Source organism: Streptomyces sp. NPDC051180, from assembly GCF_040689545.1.
GTDB lineage: Bacteria > Actinomycetota > Actinomycetes > Streptomycetales > Streptomycetaceae > Streptomyces.
On the sequence record NZ_JBFBBC010000008.1, the window covers coordinates 139,619 to 159,745 of the forward strand.

Genomic DNA, 20,127 nt, shown 5'->3' on the forward strand with positions numbered 1-20,127 from the left:
CGGGAGAAACCCCGCATGCTCGAGTCCAACGAAGACACCAACGCCCCCGGTGACAAGCTGCCGCCGCGCCGCAGGCGCCGCGCCGCTTCCCGCCCCGCCGGCCCGCCGGTGACGGGCGCGACCGCCGAGACCGCCCCGGTCGCCGAGGCCCCGGCCGTCGAGGCCGCCCCGGCCGTCGAGGAGGCCGCGCCGCCGGCCCGTACCCGCCGCCGCGCGACCCGCAAGGCCACCGCCCCGGCCGCCGACACCGCGGCCGAGACCGCCGCTCCGGCCGTCGAAGCCGTGGTCGAGGCGCCCGCCGAGACCCCCGCCCCGGCCGCCGAAGAGGCGCCCGAGGCCGCTCCGGCGCGCCCCGCGCGCCGCCGCGCCACCCGCAAGGCCACCTCGCCCGTGACCTCCACGGCCGCCGTCGAGGAGCCCGCCGAGACCGCCCCGGTCGCCGAGGCCCCCGCCGTCGAGGCCGCCCCGGTCGCCGAGGAGGCCGCGCCGCCGGCCCGTACCCGCCGCCGCGCGACCCGCAAGGCCACCGCCCCGGCCGGCGCTCCCGCCGTCGCCGAGGAGCCCGCAGCCGAGGCGTCCGCCACCGAGCCGGTCGTGGAGACCGCCCCGGCCGTCGAGACCGCCACCCCGGCCGTCGAGGAGGCCGCGCCGCCGGCCCGTACCCGCCGCCGCGCCACCCGCAAGGCCACCTCGCCCGAGGCCGCCGCCGAGCCGACCGTCACCGGCGAGTCGCTGCCCCAGGCCGCCGTCGAGCAGATCACCGCCGACGACGCCGAGGTCACCGCCGCCGAGACCGCCGCCACCCGCGGCCGCGGCCGCCGCCGCGCCACCTCGCCGCAGTTCACCTCCGAGCCGGCCCCGACCCGGGAGTCGCGCCGCGCCGCGCGCCCCTCCGTCGCCGTCTTCCAGGCCCCGGTCTTCACCGAGCCGATGTTCCAGACCCCGGAGTCCGCCGCCGCGGCCGCCGCCGCCGTCGCGGTGGAGCCCGAGGAGGAGGAAGAGACGGTCGAGACCGTCGAGGCGCCCGAGACCGTGGAGGCCGCCGAGCCCGCCGAGCGCGCCGAGGCCGGCTCCCGCCGTCGCCGCCGTCGCCGCGGCGAGCCCGTCGCCGTCGAGCCCGTCCCGGCCACCGTCGCCGACGAGCCCGAGGTCGAGGCCGCCGCCGACGAGGCCGACGAGTCCGAGGACGGCGACGAGTACGAGGACCGCCCGTCCCGCCGTCGTCGTCGCGGTGGCCGCCGCCGCCGCCGCGGTGAGCTCACCGAGGTCGAGGAGACCGAGGAGGGCGAGGAGCCGCACGCCGAGGACGAGGACGAGGACGGCGAGGAGGAGTCGGACGAGGCCGAGGGCTACTCCGGCGGCTCCAGCAGCTCCCGTCGCCGCCGTCGCCGTCGCCGCCGCAGCGGGGACGCCTCCGCCGACGCCGAGGGCGCCGACGACGAGGGCGTCCGCACGGTCGTCAAGGTCCGCGAGCCCCGTCCGGCCCGTGAGAAGGCCGAGCCCGGCACCGGCAGCGACGAGGTCCAGTCCATCAAGGGCTCGACCCGCCTGGAGGCCAAGAAGCAGCGCCGCCGCGAAGGCCGCGAGCAGGGCCGCCGCCGCGTCCCGATCATCACCGAGGCCGAGTTCCTCGCCCGCCGCGAGGCCGTCGAGCGCGTCATGGTCGTCCGCCAGAACGGCGAGCGCACCCAGATCGGCGTCCTGGAAGACAACGTGCTCGTCGAGCACTACGTCAACAAGGAGCAGGCCACCTCGTACGTCGGCAACGTCTACCTGGGCAAGGTCCAGAACGTGCTGCCGTCCATGGAGGCCGCGTTCGTCGACATCGGCAAGGGCCGCAACGCCGTCCTGTACGCCGGTGAGGTCAACTTCGAGGCGCTCGGCATGGGCCACGGCCCGCGCCGCATCGAGACCGCCCTCAAGTCCGGCCAGTCGGTCCTCGTGCAGGTCACCAAGGACCCGATCGGCCACAAGGGCGCCCGTCTGACCAGCCAGGTCTCCCTGCCCGGCCGCTACCTCGTGTACGTGCCCGAGGGCTCGATGACCGGCATCAGCCGCAAGCTCCCGGACACCGAGCGCAGCCGCCTGAAGACCATCCTCAAGAAGATCGTCCCCGAGGACGCGGGCGTCATCGTGCGCACCGCCGCCGAGGGCGCGAGCGAGGACGAGCTGCGCCGCGACGTCGAGCGCCTGCAGGCGCAGTGGGCCGACATCCAGAAGAAGGCCGCCCAGATCTCGACGTCCGCGCCGAGCCTGCTCTACGGCGAGCCGGACATGACCGTCCGGGTCGTCCGCGACATCTTCAACGAGGACTTCTCCAAGGTCATCGTCAGCGGCGACGACGCGTGGGAGACCATCCACGGCTACGTCTCGCACGTCGCGCCCGACCTGGCCGACCGCCTGTCCAAGTGGACGAGCGAGGTCGACGTCTTCGCGACCTACCGGATCGACGAGCAGCTCATGAAGGCGCTGGACCGCAAGGTCTGGCTGCCGTCCGGCGGCTCGCTGGTGATCGACAAGACCGAGGCGATGATCGTCGTCGACGTCAACACCGGCAAGTTCACCGGTCAGGGCGGCAACCTCGAGGAGACCGTGACGAGGAACAACCTCGAAGCGGCCGAGGAGATCGTCCGGCAGCTGCGCCTGCGCGACCTCGGCGGCATCGTCGTCATCGACTTCATCGACATGGTCCTGGAGTCCAACCGCGACCTGGTGCTGCGGCGCCTCCTGGAGTGCCTGGGCCGGGACCGGACCAAGCACCAGGTGGCCGAGGTCACCTCGCTCGGCCTGGTGCAGATGACCCGCAAGCGGGTCGGCCAGGGCCTCCTGGAGTCCTTCTCCGAGACCTGCGTCCACTGCAACGGCCGCGGTGTCATCGTGCACATGGAGCAGCCGGCGACCGCCGGCGGCGGTGGCGGCGGCAAGCGCTCGAAGAAGCGCGGCCGCGGCGGCGCCGAGCACGTCCACGAGCACGACCACGACCAGGTGGAGACCGCGGAGGCCGAGACCGAGACCGAGGCCGAGGTCGCGGCGGAGCTCGCCGCACCGGTCGCGCTGCCGGAGCCGATCGCCGCGGACGAGGAGCTGTACGGCTCCGCCGCCGAGGCCGAGGCCGCCGCCACGCGCGGTCGCGGTCGTCGTCGGGCGACCCGCCGGGTCTCCGCCCCGACCGCCCCGGCGCCGGTCGTGGAGACCGACACCGTCGTGTACGAGCCGGCGCCCGCCGCCGCGCCGGAGCCGGTCGCGGAGCCCGCGCCCGTCGCCGAGGCGCCGGCCGTCGTCGAGCCCGCTCCCGTCGTCGAGCCGCCGGCCGAGGAGGCCGCCCCGGCCCCGCGCGCCCGTCGCCGTGCGACCCGCCGGGTGACCTCCCCGGTCGTCTCCACCACGGAGACGGTCGCCGAGGTCGTCGAGCCGGTCGTCGTCGCCGAGCCGGTCGTCGAGTCGACTCCGGAGCCCGTCGCCGAGCCGGTGGCCGAGCCCGTCGTCGAGGAGGCCCCCGTGGCCGCCGCGCCGCGCGCCCGCCGCCGGGTGGTCCGCAAGGCCACCGCTCCGGCCGGCGCCCCCGCGGGCGCCGAGGAGGCGGCCGTGGTCGTGGTCGCCGCGGCTCCCGCCGAGGACGCCCCGGCCGAGGCCGGGGCGGAGGCCGCGCCGGCCAAGAAGACGGCGGCGCGCAAGACCGCGAAGAAGGCCACGGCCAAGAAGGCCGCCACCAAGAAGACGGCGGCGACCAAGAAGACCGTGGCGAAGAAGACCACCGCCAAGAAGGCCCCGGCCAAGAAGGCGGCGGAGAAGACCGCGGCTCCGGCCCAGGACTGACTCCACCGGGTGCGGGCCGTCCCTCCACGGGGCGGCCCGCACCCGCTCGGGCGAATTTGACCCCTTGTGGCAGCCGCCCGTAACCTAGACCGTCGGCGTGTCTAATCGGCACGTCGCGCCTCTGAGCACCTCCCTCCCGCTCGCCGGGAGAGGCCGCTCGTCCGATTCCGGAACGCCGCGGGCCCCCGGGCCCGTGTGAGCGGCTGGCTTCAGAGGTTCCATCCCGAGTGAGAGAGAGATCCGCGTGTACGCCATCGTGCGCAGCGGTGGTCGCCAGCACAAGGTTGCTGTCGGCGACATCGTTGAGGTTGACAAGATTTCCACTGCCAAGGTCGGCGACACGGTCGAGCTCTCGACCCTGCTCGTGGTCGACGGCGACGCCGTGACCAGCGACCCGTGGGTCCTGGCCGGCATCAAGGTCACGGCCGAGGTCGTGGACCACCACAAGGGCGCCAAGATCGACATCCTGCGCTACAAGAACAAGACCGGCTACCGCCGTCGCCAGGGTCACCGCCAGCAGTACACGGCGATCAAGGTCACCGGTATCCCCGCGGCTGCGAAGTAAGAGGGACTGAGACATGGCACACAAGAAGGGCGCATCGTCCACCCGGAACGGGCGCGACTCGAATGCCCAGCGGCTCGGCGTGAAGCGCTTCGGCGGTCAGGCCGTCAACGCGGGTGAGATCCTGGTCCGCCAGCGCGGCACCCACTTCCACCCGGGCGCGGGCGTCGGCCGTGGCGGCGACGACACGCTGTTCGCCCTGCAGGCCGGCGCGGTGCAGTTCGGCACCCACCGTGGCCGCAAGGTCGTGAACATCGTTCCGGTCGCCTGATCGGTTCATTTGCGGAGGCGGACCTCACTTCCCGGATCGGGAAGCGGGTCCGCCTTTCGCGTGTTACTAGATAGACATTCCGCACGTAAGTAACTCTCTGGAGGCACCAACCATGACCACCTTCGTGGACCGCGTCGAGCTGCACGTCGCCGCGGGTAACGGAGGCCACGGCTGTGCCTCCGTCCACCGGGAGAAGTTCAAGCCCCTCGGCGGCCCCGACGGCGGCAACGGCGGCCGTGGCGGCGACGTGATCCTGGTCGTCGACCAGGCGGTCACCACCCTGCTCGAGTACCACCACTCGCCGCACCGCAAGGCCACCAACGGCCAGCCCGGCGCCGGCGACAACCGCTCCGGCAAGGACGGCCAGGACCTCGTCCTGCCCGTGCCGGACGGCACCGTCGTCCTCGACAAGCAGGGCAACGTCCTGGCCGACCTCGTCGGACAGGGCACCACCTTCGTCGCGGGCCAGGGCGGCCGCGGCGGCCTCGGCAACGCCGCGCTCGCGTCGGCCCGCCGCAAGGCCCCCGGCTTCGCGCTCCTCGGCGAGCCCGGCGAGGCCGGCGACGTCGTCCTGGAGCTCAAGACCGTCGCCGACGTGGCGCTCGTCGGCTACCCGAGCGCGGGCAAGTCCTCGCTCATCTCGGTCCTCTCGGCCGCCAAGCCGAAGATCGCCGACTACCCCTTCACGACCCTCGTCCCCAACCTGGGCGTGGTCACCGCCGGCTCGACCGTCTACACGATCGCCGACGTCCCCGGCCTCATCCCCGGCGCCAGCCAGGGCCGCGGCCTGGGCCTGGAGTTCCTGCGTCACGTGGAGCGCTGCTCGGTCCTCGTGCACGTCCTGGACACGGCGACGCTGGAGTCGGACCGCGACCCGGTCTCCGACCTCGACATCATCGAGGAGGAGCTGAAGCAGTACGGCGGCCTCGAGGACCGTCCCCGGATCGTCGTCCTCAACAAGATCGACATCCCGGACGGCCAGGACCTGGCGGACATGATCCGCCCGGAGCTCGAAGAGCGCGGCTACCAGGTGTACGAGGTCTCCGCCGTCGCCCGTACGGGCCTCAAGGAGCTCTCCTTCGCCCTCGCCGGCATCGTCGGCGAGGCGCGCGCGGCCAAGCCCGTGGAGGAGGCGACCCGGATCGTCATCCGCCCGAAGGCCGTCGACGACGCGGGCTTCACCGTCACCTACGACGAGGCCGAGGACGTCTACCGGGTGCGCGGCGAGAAGCCCGAGCGCTGGGTCCGCCAGACCGACTTCAACAACGACGAGGCCGTCGGCTACCTCGCCGACCGCCTCAACCGCCTCGGCGTCGAGGACCGGCTGATGAAGGCCGGTGCCCGCGCCGGCGACGGTGTCGCCATCGGCGCCGAGGACAACGCCGTCGTCTTCGACTGGGAGCCGACCATGATGGCCGGCGCCGAGATGCTCGGCCGCCGCGGTGAGGACCACCGCCTGGAGGCCCCGCGTCCCGCCGCCCAGCGTCGTCGCGACCGCGACGCGGAGCGCGACGACGCCCAGCGCGAGTTCGACGAGTTCGACGCGTTCTAGCGGGTCCGGGAGCTCCTCGGCCCTCGTCAGGGGGGTCGGGGAGCTCCCGTAGGATCCTGGGGTGAGTACCGTTTCGCTGCCGAAGACCGTCGGCAAGCTCAGTGTCGTCGTCATCGCCTACAACGACGAGGCGTTGGTGGGTGAGGCCATCAGGTCGGCGCTCGACCAGGGCCCCGTGGTGGCGGAGGTCGTCGCGGTCGACGACCGCTCGAGCGACGGCACGGCGCGGGTACTCGACGAGCTGGCGGCCCGGCACCCCCGGGTGCGCGTGGTGCACCGCACCGAGAACAGCGGCGGCTGCGGCACTCCCCGCAACGACGGCATCGAGGCCGCCACCGCCCCGTACGTGATGTTCCTGGACAGCGACGACGTGCTGCCCGAGGGCGCCGCCGAGGCCCTGGTGGCCGCCGCGGAGCGGCACCGCACACCGGTCGCGGTCGGCGTCTGCGTACGACGCGAGCTGCCCGAGGGCAGGGACGTCCGCTGGCAGCCCGGGCTCTACCGCGAGCCGGCCCTGCTGGAGACTCCGGAGGAGCTGCGTCCGCTGCTCCACGACACGCTCTGCGTCAACAAGGTCTACGCCCGCGCCTTCCTCGACGAGCACGGCATCCGCTTCCCCGACGGCCGGTTCGTCTACGAGGACTTCCTCTTCACCGCCCGGGTGTACGCCGCCGCCCCCCGCATCGCGGTGATCCCGGACACCGTCTACGTGTGGCACGTGCGCCGGGCCGCCGCCCAGCTGTCGATCTCGCTCGACCGCGGTGGCGTCTCCAACTGGCAGGCCCGGATCGCCGCCCACCGCGCGGCCGTCGAGACCTTCGCGGAGGCGGGACGCGCGGAGCTCGCCGCCGCCTGCCGCACCAAGTTCCTCGAACACGACCTGCGGATGTACGCCCGTGACGTGCGGCTGCGCGACGCCGGCCACCGTGCCGACTGGTGGGCGGCCACCCGCGACCACCTGGCCGGCTTCGGGGAGGCGGAGATCGCCGCGGCGGTCGCCCCGGCCCGCTGGATCGCCCGGTTCCTGCTGGCCGCCGAGGAGCCGCGCGACCTGCTGAGGCTGTCCCGGCTCGCCGCCAACCCGGCGCGGCTGCTGCCGCCGTACGCGGGCACCCGTACCGCCGCCGTCTGGGCCGACGACCTGCCGCAGGCGCGTCTCGACGGAATGGACACGCTGCCGCTCGACGAGCTCCCGCTCGTCGTGGACGCCGTCCTGCGCACCGGTGGCGGCGAGCTGCACCTCACGGTCCGCGACCTGTACGGACGGCTCGCCGACGCGGCCCCCCGCAGCGCCGAACTGTCGTTCCTGCCGCGCGGCGACGACGAGCCGGCCCGTACCGAACGGGTCGAACTGCGGGCCGAGACGGACACCGACGGGGCCGTCGCCGGCTGGTCGGGCCGGGCCCCCGTCCGGTTCACCGGACTCGCCGACACCGGCCGCCGGCGCGGCCGTCAGGGCGTCCAGCTGTGGGACGTCGTCGCCACGGTCACGTGCGCGGACGGTGAGTCGTTCACCACCTCGCTGCGCCCGCCGGACGGCTCCCAGCGGCGCTCGGTGCTTCCGAGCAGCCGGTACGGTGTACTCCTGGTGCAGCAGTACGCCACGGCGAACGGCTCGCTCGCGGTGCGGATCGCACCCGGTGCCCGCGACGGGTTCCGGGCGGTCGGAGCCCGGCTCCGTCGGCTTGCCCGCAGTTCTCAGTGAAAGGGTTTGGGGCACTATGACTTATCTGATCACCGGCGGCGCCGGATACATCGGCTCTCACGTGGTCCGCGCGATGACGCAGGCCGGCGAGCGGGTCGTCGTCCTCGACGACCTGTCCACGGGTGACGTGAAGCGGGTGCCCGAAGGCGTGCCCCTGGTGGTCGGCTCCACCCTCGACCGCGAGGTACTGGACCGGACGATCGCCGAGCACGGCGTGACCGGTGTCGTCCACCTCGCCGCGAAGAAGCAGGTCGGCGAGTCCGTCGAGCTGCCGATGCACTACTACCGCGAGAACGTCACCGGCCTCACGGTCCTCCTGGAGGCGGTCGCCGCCGCGGGCGTGCGCAACTTCCTCTTCTCCTCCTCGGCCGCCGTCTACGGCATGCCGGACGTCGTCCTCGTCACCGAGGAGACCCCGTGCCTGCCCCTCAGCCCGTACGGCGAGACGAAGCTCGCGGGCGAGTGGCTGGTGCGCGCCGCCGGCCGGGCGCACGGCATCTCGACGGCCTGCCTGCGCTACTTCAACGTGGCGGGCGCGGCGACCCCCGAGCTCGCCGACACCGGTGTCTACAACCTGGTCCCGATGGTCTTCGAGCGCCTCGACGCGGGCGAGTCCCCGCGCATCTTCGGCGACGACTACGACACGCCCGACGGCACCTGCATCCGCGACTACATCCACGTCGAGGACCTCGCCGAGGCGCACCTCGTCGCGGCCCGGAAGCTCGCGGAGTGGGCCGAGGCGGGCGAGCCGCGTGATCTGACGGTCAACATCGGCCGCGGCGAGGGCGTCTCCGTGACGGAGATGGTCGGGCTGATCAACGAGATCACCGGCCACTCCGCCGAACCCCTGGTCACCCCGCGCCGCCCCGGCGACCCCGCCCGGGTCGTCGCCGCGGCCGACCGCATCGAGTCGGAGCTGGGCTGGAAGGCCCGCCACGACGTCCGCTCGATGATCTCCTCGGCCTGGGAGGGCTGGGTCGCCCACCGGGGCGTCGCCGCCGGCCGCTGACCGGCACCGCACACACGGACGCGAACGCTCGGCCGGGTCCTCCCGGCCGAGCGTTCGCGTCCGTGCTTCCGCTGACCCCGGGTCAGCGGTTGAGCAGGGTGAAGAGGTTCTCCCAGCGGTTCATGATCTCGTCGGTCGAGTAGCGCTGGATGTCGACGCGGGCGCGCTCGCCCATGCGGTCGCGCAGCTCCTTGTCGGAGATGAGCTCGTCGAGCCGGCGGGCGAACTCGGTGGTGTTGCCCGGGGCCACGACCATGCCGTTCTCGCCGTCCGTGATGATCTCGCGGACACCGGGAGCGACGTCGAAGGCGACACACGGCACGGCCGTGGCCATGGCCTCCATGAGCGCGAGCGGGAAGCCCTCGCCGCGCGAGGAGAGCGCGAAGAGCGAGCTCTCCCGCAGCACTCCGGGCACGTCGTTGGTGCGGCCCATCCACTCGACCGAGCCGCTGAGGCCCAGCTCCTCGGCCTGCCGCTTGAGCGCCTGCTCCTCCTCGCCGGAGCCGTAGACGCGCAGCGTCCAGTCGGGGTGCCGGGGGGCGACCTCGGACCAGGCGTCGAGCAGCATGTCGACGCCCTTCTCCTCGTGCAGTCGTCCGATGCTGACCACCTGCTTGGCGGTCCGGCGCGACGGCTCCTCGGGGAAGAAGGGGAGCGGGTTCGGCATGGACGCCACGTTGTCGAAGCGCTGCCGGATCCACAGGTCGGCGTCCTCGCGGGTCAGCGCGAGCATCCGGTCGACGTCCTTGTAGTACTTCTTGACCCGCTGGAAGCGCGAGGACGCGCGGCAGGTCTGGAAGGACTCGTGGCTCATGCCGACGACCCGCAGCCCGGAGGTGTCCGCGAGCGCGACCCACTCCATGGCCCAGACCTGCGTCACGATGACGACGGCGCCGGGCCGGGCGGCCCGGAACATCCGGGTGAGCTTCGCCGCCTGCTCGGCCATGCCGGACTCACGGGCGGCCCGGCGCCGGCGCTCGGCCAGGTCGAGCTTGCCCTTGAGGCCGCGCAGCGCCTTCAGGCTCGGCGGGTGGACGTCGTACAGCGTGGTCGTCGTGTACGGCAGGTCGTCGCCGAGGTCGGCGCGCCGGCCCTCGGGGGCCGGGACGACACCGACGACGTGCACGGTGTGACCGCGCTCCGCGAACAGCCGGGCGACCTGGTGGGACCAGCTGGTGATGCCGCCCAGTTCGTCGACGCTGTTGGAGACGAGGAAGACGTCCCGCGCGACGGTGGTGTTCCGTTCGGTCCCGGGCTCGGTCGTCAGGGTGCTGGTCGGCTTGGTCATCAACGGCTCCACCGGGACGAGAAGAACTGATCGACGATGCTCTTGGCGGCGGTGCCCTGGTCGTACTCGCCGAACTCGGCGACGAAGCACTTGCGGACGTCGGCGTACTGCCGGTCCTGCGCGTCCAGGTTCCGCAGCTCCTCGCGGAACTCGTCCTCCGTGCGGAAGACGGGGCCGGGGGCCTTCTCCAGCAGGTCGAAGTAGGTGCCGCGGCCCTCGTGGACGTAGTTCTCGTAGTCGTACGTGAAGAACAGCATCGGCCTGTCGAGCAGCGCGTAGTCGAACATCACGGAGGAGTAGTCCGTGACGAGGGCGTCGGCGAGCTCCATGAACGGCATGACGTCGTGGTGCTTGGAGACGTCGATGACCTTGCCCTCGACGCTCGGCGGCAGCACCACGTGGTTGAGGTAGTGCGCGCGCACCAGGAGGACGTAGCGGTCGCCGAACTCCTCGGCGAACGCCTCCACGTCGAACGGCAGCTCGAAGTGGCTCGCCTTGGCGCCCGACGTGCGGAACGTGGGGGCGTACAGCAGGACCTTCTTGTCCGCGGGGATGCCCAGCTCCGCGGCGAGCGGGCCGCGTGCGCGCTCGCCGGTCTCCTCCTCGCGCAGGCGCGCCTGGACGAGCGAGTCGTTGCGCGGGTAGCCGGAGCGCAGCAGCACCCGGTCCTGCAGGTTGAACGCCTTGGCCAGCGTCCGCACGTCGTGCTCGGTGCGGACCAGGAAGTGGTCGAAGCGGTCCAGGTACTTCTGGTCCGCCGCCTGCTGCTGGCGGGTCTTGGCCTTCAGGGAGGGCTGGTCGAAGCCCATCTTCTTCAGCGCGGAGCCGTGCCAGGTCTGGATGTACGTCGTCTCGGCACGCTTGTCGAGACGGAGCGGGTAGCTCTGGTTGTCCACCCAGAACTCGGCCCGGGCCAGCGCCTTCAGGTACGGCAGCGACCAGCGGCGGACCAGCTCGACACCCTTGGGGAAGCCGGTCGGCGTGCCCGTGTACGACCAGATCGCCTCGAAGTCGAGGCCCTGGCGGACCATCTCCTCGTAGATCGCGCGGGGGCTGTCGCTGTACTGCTTGCCCAGGTGGCTCTCGAAGACGACGGTGCGCTTCTTCACGGGCAGCCGGCTGTACACCTCGTGGTACAGGCGCAGCTTGGTGTCGTCGGACTTGAGCGTCTTGCGCAGCGCCTTGGCCTTGCGGTAGCCGGACTTGGCCAGCTTGCCGGGCGTGCCGCGCACACCGCGCTGGATCAGCTCCTCGATGCGCTCGCTGTTCTGCCGGGTGGACAGCAGACGGAACGCCAGGTGGCCCTTGGCGGTGGCGTGGGGCTCTATGCGGTCGGCCACCAGCCGGGTCAGCCGCGGCTTGATCGGGAAGGCCCCGCCCTCGAGGTCGGGCTCCCCGGTGGTCAGCCGGGTCCGGGTGCGCTTGCCGTCGACGTCGAGGTCGAGCCGGACGTCCCAGACGGAGTCGATGATGCCGAGGGGGCGCAGCTTGGCGCTCAGGTCGACCTGGGCCTCCCAGTGGACGGTGTCCCCGTCGTGGCGGACCGTCTGGACGGGGAAGACGAAGGTCTGCAGGCTGCGCCGGCGGGCGCGGAACTCCAGCTTGGCGCCGAGCTTCGCCCCGGGCGTGATCACGCCGAGCGGGTTGGTGATCCGGCCGGCGAGCCGGACGGTGCCGCCGGACTCCTCGTACGCGGTCAGCTCGTTGCGCAGGAAGAGCTTGTTGATCGGCTTGTCCTGGTAGCCGAGGTCCGTGACGTCGAGGACCTCGCGGCCGAACTCGTCGTCGAGGTGCTCCTCGCACCAGTAGACCCGGCCGTCGCGCTCGAAGAGCGGCGTGGAGACCTTGTCGCGGTGGAGCAGGGTGTCGACGGCGGGCAGCAGGTTGTCCCAGTCGCCCTTCTCCAGCAGGTAGGCGCAGATCGACTGGATCTTCTGCGCCTTCGCGTACGCGTCGCGGTCCAGGCCCTGGAGGTAGTCGCGGGAGAGCTCGGCGAACTCCTCACGGAAGGACTGGTCGCGGAAGGGCAGGTCGCGCAGGTGGAGGACGAGGTCGTGCTTGAGGAACTTGACGTCCTTCGCCTGCCGGAGCTCGGTCAGGCCGTGCTCGTCGAGCAGGGCGTCGATCCGGCGGTGGATCTCCAGCCGGTGGATGTAGTTCGTCATCTCGTGCCGGCGGTTGGTCACCGACTTGACCTGGGCGTTCTGGTGGACGTGCCAGAAGTACACCTGGTTCGGGATGAGGGTGATCTTCTTCGCCGCGAGGTACGCCTCGGCGATGAACATCAGGTCCTCGTAGAACATGCCCTTCGGGAAGCGGAGGTCGTTCTCGACGAGGAACTCACGCCGGTAGCACTTGTTGGTCGAGAGCGTGTCCCAGACGAAGAGGTCGGGCAGCTCGGCGACCGAGTCGAGGGTGCGCGTCTGGCGGTAGATCCAGGAGTACCACTCGTCGCGCTTCTGGTTGGCGGTGTCCTTGTGGAGGCGCACGCAGAGCCCGGAGACCATGTCGGCCTGGGTCTCGTCCGCGGCCGAGACCATGTTGAGGCAGGCGTTGAGCTCCAGGACGTCGTCGCTGTCGAGGAACATGACGTAGCGGCCCCGCGCGTGGCCGATGCCGACGTTGCGGGGCTCGCCGCCCGCGCCGCTGTTCTCGGGCAGCTGGTACGCACGGATCAGGTCGGGCTGCGCAGCTGCCAGAGCCTGTGCGACCGCGAAGGTGTCGTCGCTGCTGCAGTCGTCGACGATCACCACTTCGACGCTCTTCAGGGTTTGGTCCAGTACGGACTGGACTGCCGCCGGAAGACGCTCCGCGTCGTTGTAGGCGATGACGATCACTGAGACGTCAGGCACTGGCACCTCGATCCACTTTTCATTCCTTCAGACACACCCAAGCTACCTGGTGTTCGCAACTCGTTCGGCCGAGCCTCCGGCCGCCCCGGAGGGCCCTGTTTCCCTATCGTTACTGGTTCGGAAGGGAATTCCCTGCAACCCACGGTGCGGGTGAGAAGTCGCCCATGCGGGCGTGATGGCACGGATGGCGGGACATCCGCCCAGAATTTACCGCAGACCCTCACAAACTCCTTCGTGCGGGGTGATCAGGAACACACCCGAGCGGGGGACTCCTCCGGACGCGGCCTACGGACGTTCGATCCGCTCCACGTCGTAGTAACGGGAGACGCACTGGGCCACCCAGTCCCGGGAGTACGCGGGGGTGAAGAACGGCTCGGCCAGGTAGCCGATGTGCAGGGGCTCGTACGTCACCTTCCGGCCGCCGGCCGCGACCTCGGAGCGGATGCGGGCGTTCTGCGCGTCCCAGGCGAGGCTCCGCGCCACGGTCGTGGTCGTCAGGGAGCGCACGGCGGGCACCAGGGCGGCGGTGGCGGCGACGGCCACCGCGCCCGCGACGGCCACCGCCCCGATCCGGGCGGCGGTCGGACCGGCGAGGCGGCGGCCGGCCAGCAGGCCGAGCCAGGTGCCGTACGCGCAGAGCGCCGCCAGCAGCGGGACGAGGAAGCTCATCCAGGTGCGGGCGTAGGTCCAGCCGGTCACGCCGTACCCGCTGCGCAGGCCGTAGACCACGGCCAGGCTCGCGAGGGCGATCAGCGGCACCGGCAGGCAGGCCGCGACCACGGCCGTCCGGGAGCGGGGGCGGGGGAGCGGTCCGGGGCCGCGGACGGGCGTCCGGGTGCGGGCGGCCGCCAGGCCGAGCCCCAGCAGGACGCCGACGGCGAGGGCACCCGCGTACGCCCACTGGCCGCCGACGGTCTGCCAGACGCGCCACCAGTCGTGGAACGTCTCGCCGACCTCGTCCGCCGTCAGCGGGGCCTGCGGGTGCTGGGCGCGCCGCCACCGGGCGCCGGGCGACGTGTACAGCAGGGTGAGGCCGACGGCGAGCCCCAGGCAGGCCGCCGCGCACCACGTCGACACGAACCGGTCCCTCGCCCAGCCGAACCGGGGGAGGCAGAGGAGGCCGACGGCGACCGCGAACACGCCGGCGACCAGGGTGAAGGGTTCGCTGAGCATGCCGAGCGCCACGCCGGCCAGGAGCGCGCCCGCCAACGCGGCCGTCCTGGCCCACCGCCGCGTGCTGCGCGCGGCCCGGACGGCGCCGAGCACCACCCAGAGCCCGATCAGGCTCGGCAGCGTGTGCGAGATGGTCGCCGGCGCCCAGAGCAGTACCTGATAGGGGCGGGTGCCCGCGAAGAACAGCAGCGCGGCCAGGACCGCGGCCACCGCCCCGAGCAGGGCGACCGGTGGCCGGGGCAGCCGCAGCGCGCGCAGGGCCGCGCGGCCGAGCAGGAAGAGCGCGGCGCCGAGCGCGACCACCAGGGCGGCCGGCAGCAGCTTCGGGCCCCGCATGTCGTCCGTATAGAGGACGCCGGTCGCCAGGGCGTTGGTGACCCGCCCGTTCTGCGTCCGGTAGAAGTCCGAGGCGATCCCCAGGGCCCCCATGTCCCGCGTCTTCCACAGGGCGCACCAGTCGTCCGACGTGGGGCGGACGTAGACGCCGAGGAAGGCGCCGACGGAGAGCAGGGCCGCGGCGCCCGCGCCGACGGCGAGCCCCGTCCACGACAGGGCCCGCCGGAGCGCGCCCGTCCCGTCGCGGCGGCCGTCCGCGCTCCTGCCTCCGCCGGGGTCGCCGCCCTCTCCGCCGTCCCGCATCCGTGCGTCACCGTGCTCCGAGATGGTCGTCCTACTCACCGGTCATCGCTCCAGCTGGCCAGGGTCCGTGGCATGTCGTCCCAATGGGTGACGAATGGGTAAAAATGCCACGTATATCACTACCCTCCCCGCATGCTTTGCTGCATGGACGACATGCCGACCGGGCCCGGTCACTCGGGCGACGCCCGGCGGCCACCACCGCTCCGTACCGTGGCCGAGCCGCCCGGAGGAGAGTCCGGTGGCGGTCCTTCAGGACGTACTCTCGACCATCCCTCTGGAGTGACCGTTCCATGACCAGGCTTTCCGTCGTCGTCCCCTGCTTCAACGAGGAGGACGTCGTCGAGCGCTTCGACGCGCGCATGCGTCAGGTCCTCGACGGCCTCCCGGTCGGCTACGAGATCTGTTACGTGGACGACGGCAGCTCCGACGGAACGCTCGGCAAGCTGCGCGAGATCGCCGCGCGGCACCCCAACCGCACCCAGTACGCCTCCTTCAGCCGCAACTTCGGCAAGGAGGCGGCCATGCTCGCGGGCCTCCGCAAGTCCACCGGCGACGCGGTGGTCATCATGGACGCCGACCTCCAGCACCCGCCCGAGCTGCTCGCCCGCATGCTCGACCTCTACCACCAGGGCCACGACCAGGTCATGGCACGGCGCACCCGCGAGGGCGACAAGAAGCTTCGATCGGCGCTCAGCCGCGTGTACTACCGGGCGGTCAACCGCTGGGTCGACGTGGAGCTCACCGACGGCGTCGGCGACTTCCGGCTGCTCTCCCGCCCCGCCGTCGACGCGCTGCTCTCGCTGCCCGAGTACAACCGCTTCTCCAAGGGTCTCTTCTCCTGGATCGGCTTCGACACCGTCACCTTCGACTACCAGAACGCCGCACGCGAGGGCGGCGAGACGAAGTGGAAGTTCAGCTCCCTGCTCAACTACGGCATGGACGGGCTGATCTCCTTCAACAACCGCCCCCTGCGCATCGCCCTCTGGCTCGGGATGACGCTCAGCGGCCTCGCCGTCCTCTACGCGGTCTGGGTGACCGCGGCCGCCCTCACCCAGGGCGTCACCGCGCCCGGCTACGTCACCCTGGTCGCGATCATCGTCGGCCTCGGCGGCGTGCAGATGGTGATGCTGGGTCTGATCGGCGAGTACATCGGCCGCATCTACTACGAGACCAAGCGCCGGCCGCACTTCCTCGTCAAGGAGACCCACCGCTCCTTCGGCCGGGCGGCCGCCGAGCGCGCCGCCGCCGAGCGCATCCGCGTCGTCACCGCCGACCGGGAGCGCTGATGGCGCGCGAGGGGGGCGGCGCGGGATCCCACCCGGCGGGGACCGGGGGCGACGGCGGAGGGCCACGCCCGGCACCGGCCGCCGCGGGCGGCTCCGGGGCCCACCCGGCGGCCTCCGACGCGTCCGCCGCGGGAGCGCCCCCGACGGCGGCAGACGGGCCCGGCTCCGGGGTCGACGGGCCCGGCTCCGGGCCCTCGCGGCGGGACCGGCTCGCGCAGATACTCCGCTTCGCCCTGGTCGGCGGCGTCAACACCGGCACGTTCTTCGGGTGCTACCTCCTGCTCCACCCGTGGATGCCGTACTTCGCCGCGTACTCCCTGGCCTTCCTCCTCAGCATGGTCGGCTCCTTCTTCCTCAACACCTACTTCACCTACCGCACCCGCCCCACCTGGAAGAAGTTCGCCCTCTTCCCCCTCACCAACGTCACCAACTACCTGGTGCAGAGCGTCGGGCTCTACGCGCTCGTCAGCTGGGCCGGGATGGACGACCGGATCGCGCCACTCGTCGCCGCCGTCGTCGCGATCCCCTTCACCTACCTCGTCTCCCGGCGGATCCTGGTGCCCCGCGGCGCCGGACAGGGCCCCTCGGCGGCCGGTCCAGGGAGCGAAACGGACGAGCGGCAGCCCTCCCGGCTCGCGTAGATTGCCTGGCAGCCGCGGGCGGGGAGCGCGCGGCGGAGGGACAGCCGGGTGAGGCCGCGAGGCCGAGTGAGGACGACGCAGTGGCGACGCAGGTGACGGGACAGACGGACGTGTCGAGGCAGTACGTGACGGAGGCCCGCAGGATCGTCGTCAAGGTCGGCTCCTCCTCGCTCACCACCGCCTCCGGAGGACTCGACGCCGATCGCGTCGACGCCCTCGTCGACGTGCTCGCCAAGGTCCGCAGCGGCGGTGAGAAGGAGATCGTCCTCGTCTCCTCCGGGGCCATCGCCGCGGGCCTCGCCCCCCTCGGCCTCACCCGCCGCCCCAAGGACCTCGCCCGCCAGCAGGCCGCCGCCAGCGTCGGCCAGGGTCTCCTCGTCGCCCGCTACACCGCCTCCTTCGCCCGCTACGGCGTCCGTGTCGGCCAGGTCCTCCTCACCACCGACGACACCAGCCGCCGCGCCCACTACCGCAACGCCTACCGGACCCTCGACCAGCTCCTCGCGATGGGCGCGCTGCCCGTCGTCAACGAGAACGACACCGTCGCCACGGACGAGATCCGCTTCGGCGACAACGACCGGCTCGCCGCGCTCGTCGCCCACCTCGTCCGCGCCGACCTGCTCGTCCTCCTCTCCGACGTCGACGGGCTCTACGACGGGGACCCGTCCAAGCCCGGCACGTCGAGGATCGCCGAGGTCACCGGCCCCGAGTCGATCGCCCACGTCGAGATCGGCTCGGCGGGCAAGGCGGGCGTCGGGACCGGCGGCATGGTCACCAAGGTCGAGGCCGCCCGCATCGCCGCCGCCGCCGGCATCCCCGTCGTCCTCACCTCCGCGAGCCGCGCCGCCGACGCCCTCTCCGGCCGCGACACCGGCACCTACTTCCACCGCACCGGCCGCCGCTCGGCCGACCGGCTCCTCTGGCTGGCCCACGCCTCCACCCCGCAGGGCTCCCTGACCCTGGACGACGGAGCCGTACGCGCCGTGGTCGAGGGCAAGAAGTCCCTGCTCGCCGCCGGTGTCGCCGGCGTCGAGGGCGACTTCGTCGCCGGGGACCCCGTCGAGCTGCGCGACACCGCCGGCCGGGCCGTCGCCCGCGGCCTCGTCAACTTCGACGCCAAGGAACTGCCCCGGATGCTCGGCCGCTCCACCCACGAACTGGCCGGGGAGCTCGGACCCGAGTACGAGCGCGAGGTCGTCCACCGCGACGATCTGGTCGTCATCGGCTGACCGCTCCACGACCGGGTGACCGCCCCCGCCGAAACGGCTGAAAGTCTGGCCATCCGGAAGGGACGTTTACCAAAACCGCCCCATGTACGGCCTCGGACTGGTCAACTTTGTCTCGGGGTTATGACAGGGCGGGGTACAGCACCACACGCATCACACAGGAGGCCGCCGGTGAGACGAGCGCGCCCAGGGGCACCGCCCCGCGGGACTGCCGAACGCGCCCTGACCAGTGTCGAGGCCGGAGCCGACTTCGACGAGGCACAGGACAGGTCAACGGACAGGAAGACCGAGACCACCGCCGAGACACGTGAGGCACGCGAGACGCGTGAGGCACGCGGCAAGGAACAGCCCGAGTCCAAGCTCTGGCACATCACCCTCAGCGTGTCGGGGGTGGAGTCGCCGCTGAAGGAGGTCCGGCGCGGGCTCGAACAGCTGGCCCACGACCACCCCTTCCTGCTGACCAGCCGCTACGCCAACGACCACGCCGAGATCCGGTACTGGGAGGAGGCCCGCGACCTGCACGACGCCGCGGCCGTCGCCCTGCGCCTCTGGGGCGAGCACCGGCAGACCGCCAAGCTGCCGCCCTGGGAGATCGTCGGACTCGAGGTCATCGACCGCGAGACCTACCACCAGCGGATCGCGGAGGGCTACGGCCCGCCGCCGGCCGCCCCCGTCGGCGTCCACCCCTACTGAGCGACGCCGGGAGAGCCCGGGGAGCCGGCGTGGAACCGCGGCGGGGTACGTCTCGGAGTGCGGGATACGTGAGGGATGTCCGCAGGGGTGCCAGTACCCTGCGGACATGACCTCGCTCACGCCCCTCGACAACCTCTCGCCGGTCGCCCGGGCGGCCTACCGTGCCCGTGGTGCCGCCGCCGAAATCGCGCCACTCCCGCGCGCGGCCAAGGACGACGCCCTGCTGGCGATCGCGGACGCCCTCGAAGTCCGCACCGCCGAGATCGTCGAGGCCAACGCCGAGGACATCGCCAAGGCCCGCGCGGCCGGGACCAGCGAGGCCATCGTCGACCGGCTCACCCTCACCCCCGAGCGCGTCCGCGCCATCGCCGCCGACGTCCGCGACGTCGCGGCGCTGCCGGACCCCGTCGGCGAGGTCGTCCGCGGCTCGACCCTCCCCAACGGCATCGACCTGCGCCAGGTCCGCGTGCCGCTGGGCGTCGTCGGCATCATCTACGAGGCCCGCCCCAACGTCACGGTCGACGCCGCCGCCCTCTGCCTCAAGTCCGGCAACGCCGTCCTGCTCCGCGGCTCCTCCTCCGCCTACGCCTCCAACACGGCCCTGGTCACCGTCCTGCGCGACGCCGTCGGCGGCGCCGGCCTGCCCGCCGACGCCATCCAGCTCGTCCCCGGCGAGTCCCGCGAATCGGTCCGCGAGCTGATGCGCGCCCGCGGCCTCGTCGACGTGCTCATCCCGCGCGGCGGCGCCTCCCTCATCCGGACGGTCGTCGAGGAGTCGACCGTCCCGGTCATCGAGACCGGCACCGGCAACTGCCACGTCTACGTCGACGCCCACACCGACCTCGACATGGCCGTCGACATCCTGATCAACTCCAAGGCGTCCCGGGTCAGCGTCTGCAACGCCGCCGAGACCCTCCTGGTCCACCAGGACGTCGCCGCCGCCTTCCTGCCCAAGGCGCTCGCCGCCCTCGCCGAGGCCGGCGTCACCGTCCACGCCGACGAGCGCGTCCTCGCCCTCTCCGAGGGCTCCAAGGCCACCGTCGTACCGGCCACCCCCGAGGACTGGGAGACCGAGTACCTCTCGTACGACATCGCCGCCGCCGTCGTCGACTCCCTCGACAAGGCCGTGGAGCACATCCGCATGTGGTCCTCCGGCCACACCGAGGCGATCGTCACCACCTCGCAGGCCGCGGCCCGCCGCTTCACCCAGCTGGTCGACTCGACCACCGTCGCCGTGAACGCCTCCACCCGCTTCACGGACGGGGGACAGTTCGGCTTCGGCGCCGAGATCGGCATCTCCACGCAGAAGCTCCACGCCCGTGGCCCCATGGGCCTTCCCGAGCTGACCTCGACGAAGTACATCGTCACCGGCGACGGCCACGTGCGCTAACACCTCCTTTCGGTACGGGCGGGG

General features: G+C 72.4%; 14 protein-coding genes. 11 read left to right on the forward strand and 3 right to left on the reverse strand.

What is annotated here, in order from left to right; translation table 11 throughout:
* Positions 1-15: 15 nt before the first annotated feature.
* The 6 genes from AB0424_RS16670 to galE all read left to right on the forward strand — a co-directional run bounded on the left by AB0424_RS16670 (position 16) and on the right by galE (position 8,915).
* A complete protein-coding gene (locus tag AB0424_RS16670) occupies positions 16-3,816 on the forward strand; it encodes an Rne/Rng family ribonuclease (protein WP_366305982.1) in 3,801 nt (1,266 codons plus the stop codon).
* A 244-nt stretch (positions 3,817-4,060) separates the two neighbouring features.
* A complete protein-coding gene (gene rplU, locus AB0424_RS16675) occupies positions 4,061-4,381 on the forward strand; it encodes a 50S ribosomal protein L21 (protein WP_015033583.1) in 321 nt (106 codons plus the stop codon).
* 13 nt (positions 4,382-4,394) lie between these two features.
* Positions 4,395-4,649: a 50S ribosomal protein L27 gene (rpmA, locus tag AB0424_RS16680; RefSeq protein ID WP_003976205.1), complete on the forward strand. Its 255-nt coding sequence runs from the start codon at positions 4,395-4,397 to the stop codon at positions 4,647-4,649.
* Positions 4,650-4,761: 112 nt separating this feature from the next.
* The gene (obgE, locus tag AB0424_RS16685; protein WP_366305984.1) at positions 4,762-6,201 is read left to right on the forward strand and encodes a GTPase ObgE; all 1,440 of its coding nucleotides are present in this window, start codon (positions 4,762-4,764) and stop codon (positions 6,199-6,201) included.
* Positions 6,202-6,262: 61 nt separating this feature from the next.
* A complete protein-coding gene (locus AB0424_RS16690; RefSeq protein ID WP_366305986.1) occupies positions 6,263-7,906 on the forward strand; it encodes a glycosyltransferase family 2 protein in 1,644 nt (547 codons plus the stop codon).
* Between the two features lie 16 nt (positions 7,907-7,922).
* On the forward strand, positions 7,923-8,915 hold the full coding sequence (gene galE, locus AB0424_RS16695; protein WP_366305987.1) for a UDP-glucose 4-epimerase GalE: 993 nt from the start codon (positions 7,923-7,925) through the stop codon (positions 8,913-8,915).
* A gap of 82 nt (positions 8,916-8,997) precedes the next feature.
* On the opposite strand, the gene AB0424_RS16700 is transcribed toward galE, so the two are convergent.
* From AB0424_RS16700 to AB0424_RS16710, 3 genes are all read right to left on the reverse strand, one after another.
* Positions 8,998-10,203 carry a glycosyltransferase gene (locus tag AB0424_RS16700; RefSeq protein WP_366305988.1) on the reverse strand — a complete coding sequence of 402 codons (1,206 nt, stop codon included), beginning with the start codon at positions 10,201-10,203 and terminating at the stop codon, positions 8,998-9,000.
* Positions 10,203-13,055, reverse strand: coding sequence for a CDP-glycerol glycerophosphotransferase family protein (locus AB0424_RS16705; protein ID WP_366305990.1), 2,853 nt, complete (start codon positions 13,053-13,055; stop codon positions 10,203-10,205). The genes AB0424_RS16700 and AB0424_RS16705 overlap by 1 nt, the downstream gene beginning before the upstream one ends.
* A 285-nt stretch (positions 13,056-13,340) precedes the next feature.
* The gene (locus AB0424_RS16710) at positions 13,341-14,906 is read right to left on the reverse strand and encodes a DUF6056 family protein (RefSeq protein ID WP_366305992.1); all 1,566 of its coding nucleotides are present in this window, start codon (positions 14,904-14,906) and stop codon (positions 13,341-13,343) included.
* Positions 14,907-15,157: 251 nt separating this feature from the next.
* Between AB0424_RS16710 and AB0424_RS16715 the strand changes: the two genes are divergently transcribed.
* From AB0424_RS16715 to AB0424_RS16735, 5 genes are all read left to right on the forward strand, one after another.
* Positions 15,158-16,153 carry a glycosyltransferase family 2 protein gene (locus tag AB0424_RS16715; protein WP_366305994.1) on the forward strand — a complete coding sequence of 332 codons (996 nt, stop codon included), beginning with the start codon at positions 15,158-15,160 and terminating at the stop codon, positions 16,151-16,153.
* A 218-nt stretch (positions 16,154-16,371) separates the two neighbouring features.
* Positions 16,372-16,794 carry a GtrA family protein gene (locus AB0424_RS16720; RefSeq protein ID WP_366306235.1) on the forward strand — a complete coding sequence of 141 codons (423 nt, stop codon included), beginning with the start codon at positions 16,372-16,374 and terminating at the stop codon, positions 16,792-16,794.
* 125 nt (positions 16,795-16,919) lie between these two features.
* Positions 16,920-18,023 carry a glutamate 5-kinase gene (gene proB / locus AB0424_RS16725; RefSeq protein ID WP_366306237.1) on the forward strand — a complete coding sequence of 368 codons (1,104 nt, stop codon included), beginning with the start codon at positions 16,920-16,922 and terminating at the stop codon, positions 18,021-18,023.
* Positions 18,024-18,191: 168 nt separating this feature from the next.
* Positions 18,192-18,713, forward strand: coding sequence for a hypothetical protein (locus AB0424_RS16730; protein WP_366305996.1), 522 nt, complete (start codon positions 18,192-18,194; stop codon positions 18,711-18,713).
* 106 nt (positions 18,714-18,819) lie between these two features.
* Positions 18,820-20,103 carry a glutamate-5-semialdehyde dehydrogenase gene (locus tag AB0424_RS16735; RefSeq protein ID WP_366305998.1) on the forward strand — a complete coding sequence of 428 codons (1,284 nt, stop codon included), beginning with the start codon at positions 18,820-18,822 and terminating at the stop codon, positions 20,101-20,103.
* Positions 20,104-20,127 lie beyond the last annotated feature (24 nt).

What these genes read in the sequence shown, in the direction of transcription:
- obgE (WP_366305984.1), top strand. Translation starts at nt 4,762, where the DNA reads ATGACCACCTTCGTGGACCGCGTCGAGCTGCACGTCGCCGCGGGTAAC.
- galE (WP_366305987.1), top strand. Translation starts at nt 7,923, where the DNA reads ATGACTTATCTGATCACCGGCGGCGCCGGATACATCGGCTCTCACGTG.
- AB0424_RS16715 (WP_366305994.1), top strand. Translation starts at nt 15,158, where the DNA reads ATGACCAGGCTTTCCGTCGTCGTCCCCTGCTTCAACGAGGAGGACGTC.
- rpmA (WP_003976205.1), top strand. Translation starts at nt 4,395, where the DNA reads ATGGCACACAAGAAGGGCGCATCGTCCACCCGGAACGGGCGCGACTCG.
- AB0424_RS16735 (WP_366305998.1), top strand. Translation starts at nt 18,820, where the DNA reads ATGACCTCGCTCACGCCCCTCGACAACCTCTCGCCGGTCGCCCGGGCG.
- AB0424_RS16670 (WP_366305982.1), top strand. Translation starts at nt 16, where the DNA reads ATGCTCGAGTCCAACGAAGACACCAACGCCCCCGGTGACAAGCTGCCG.
- AB0424_RS16700 (WP_366305988.1), bottom strand. Translation starts at nt 10,203, where the DNA reads ATGACCAAGCCGACCAGCACCCTGACGACCGAGCCCGGGACCGAACGG.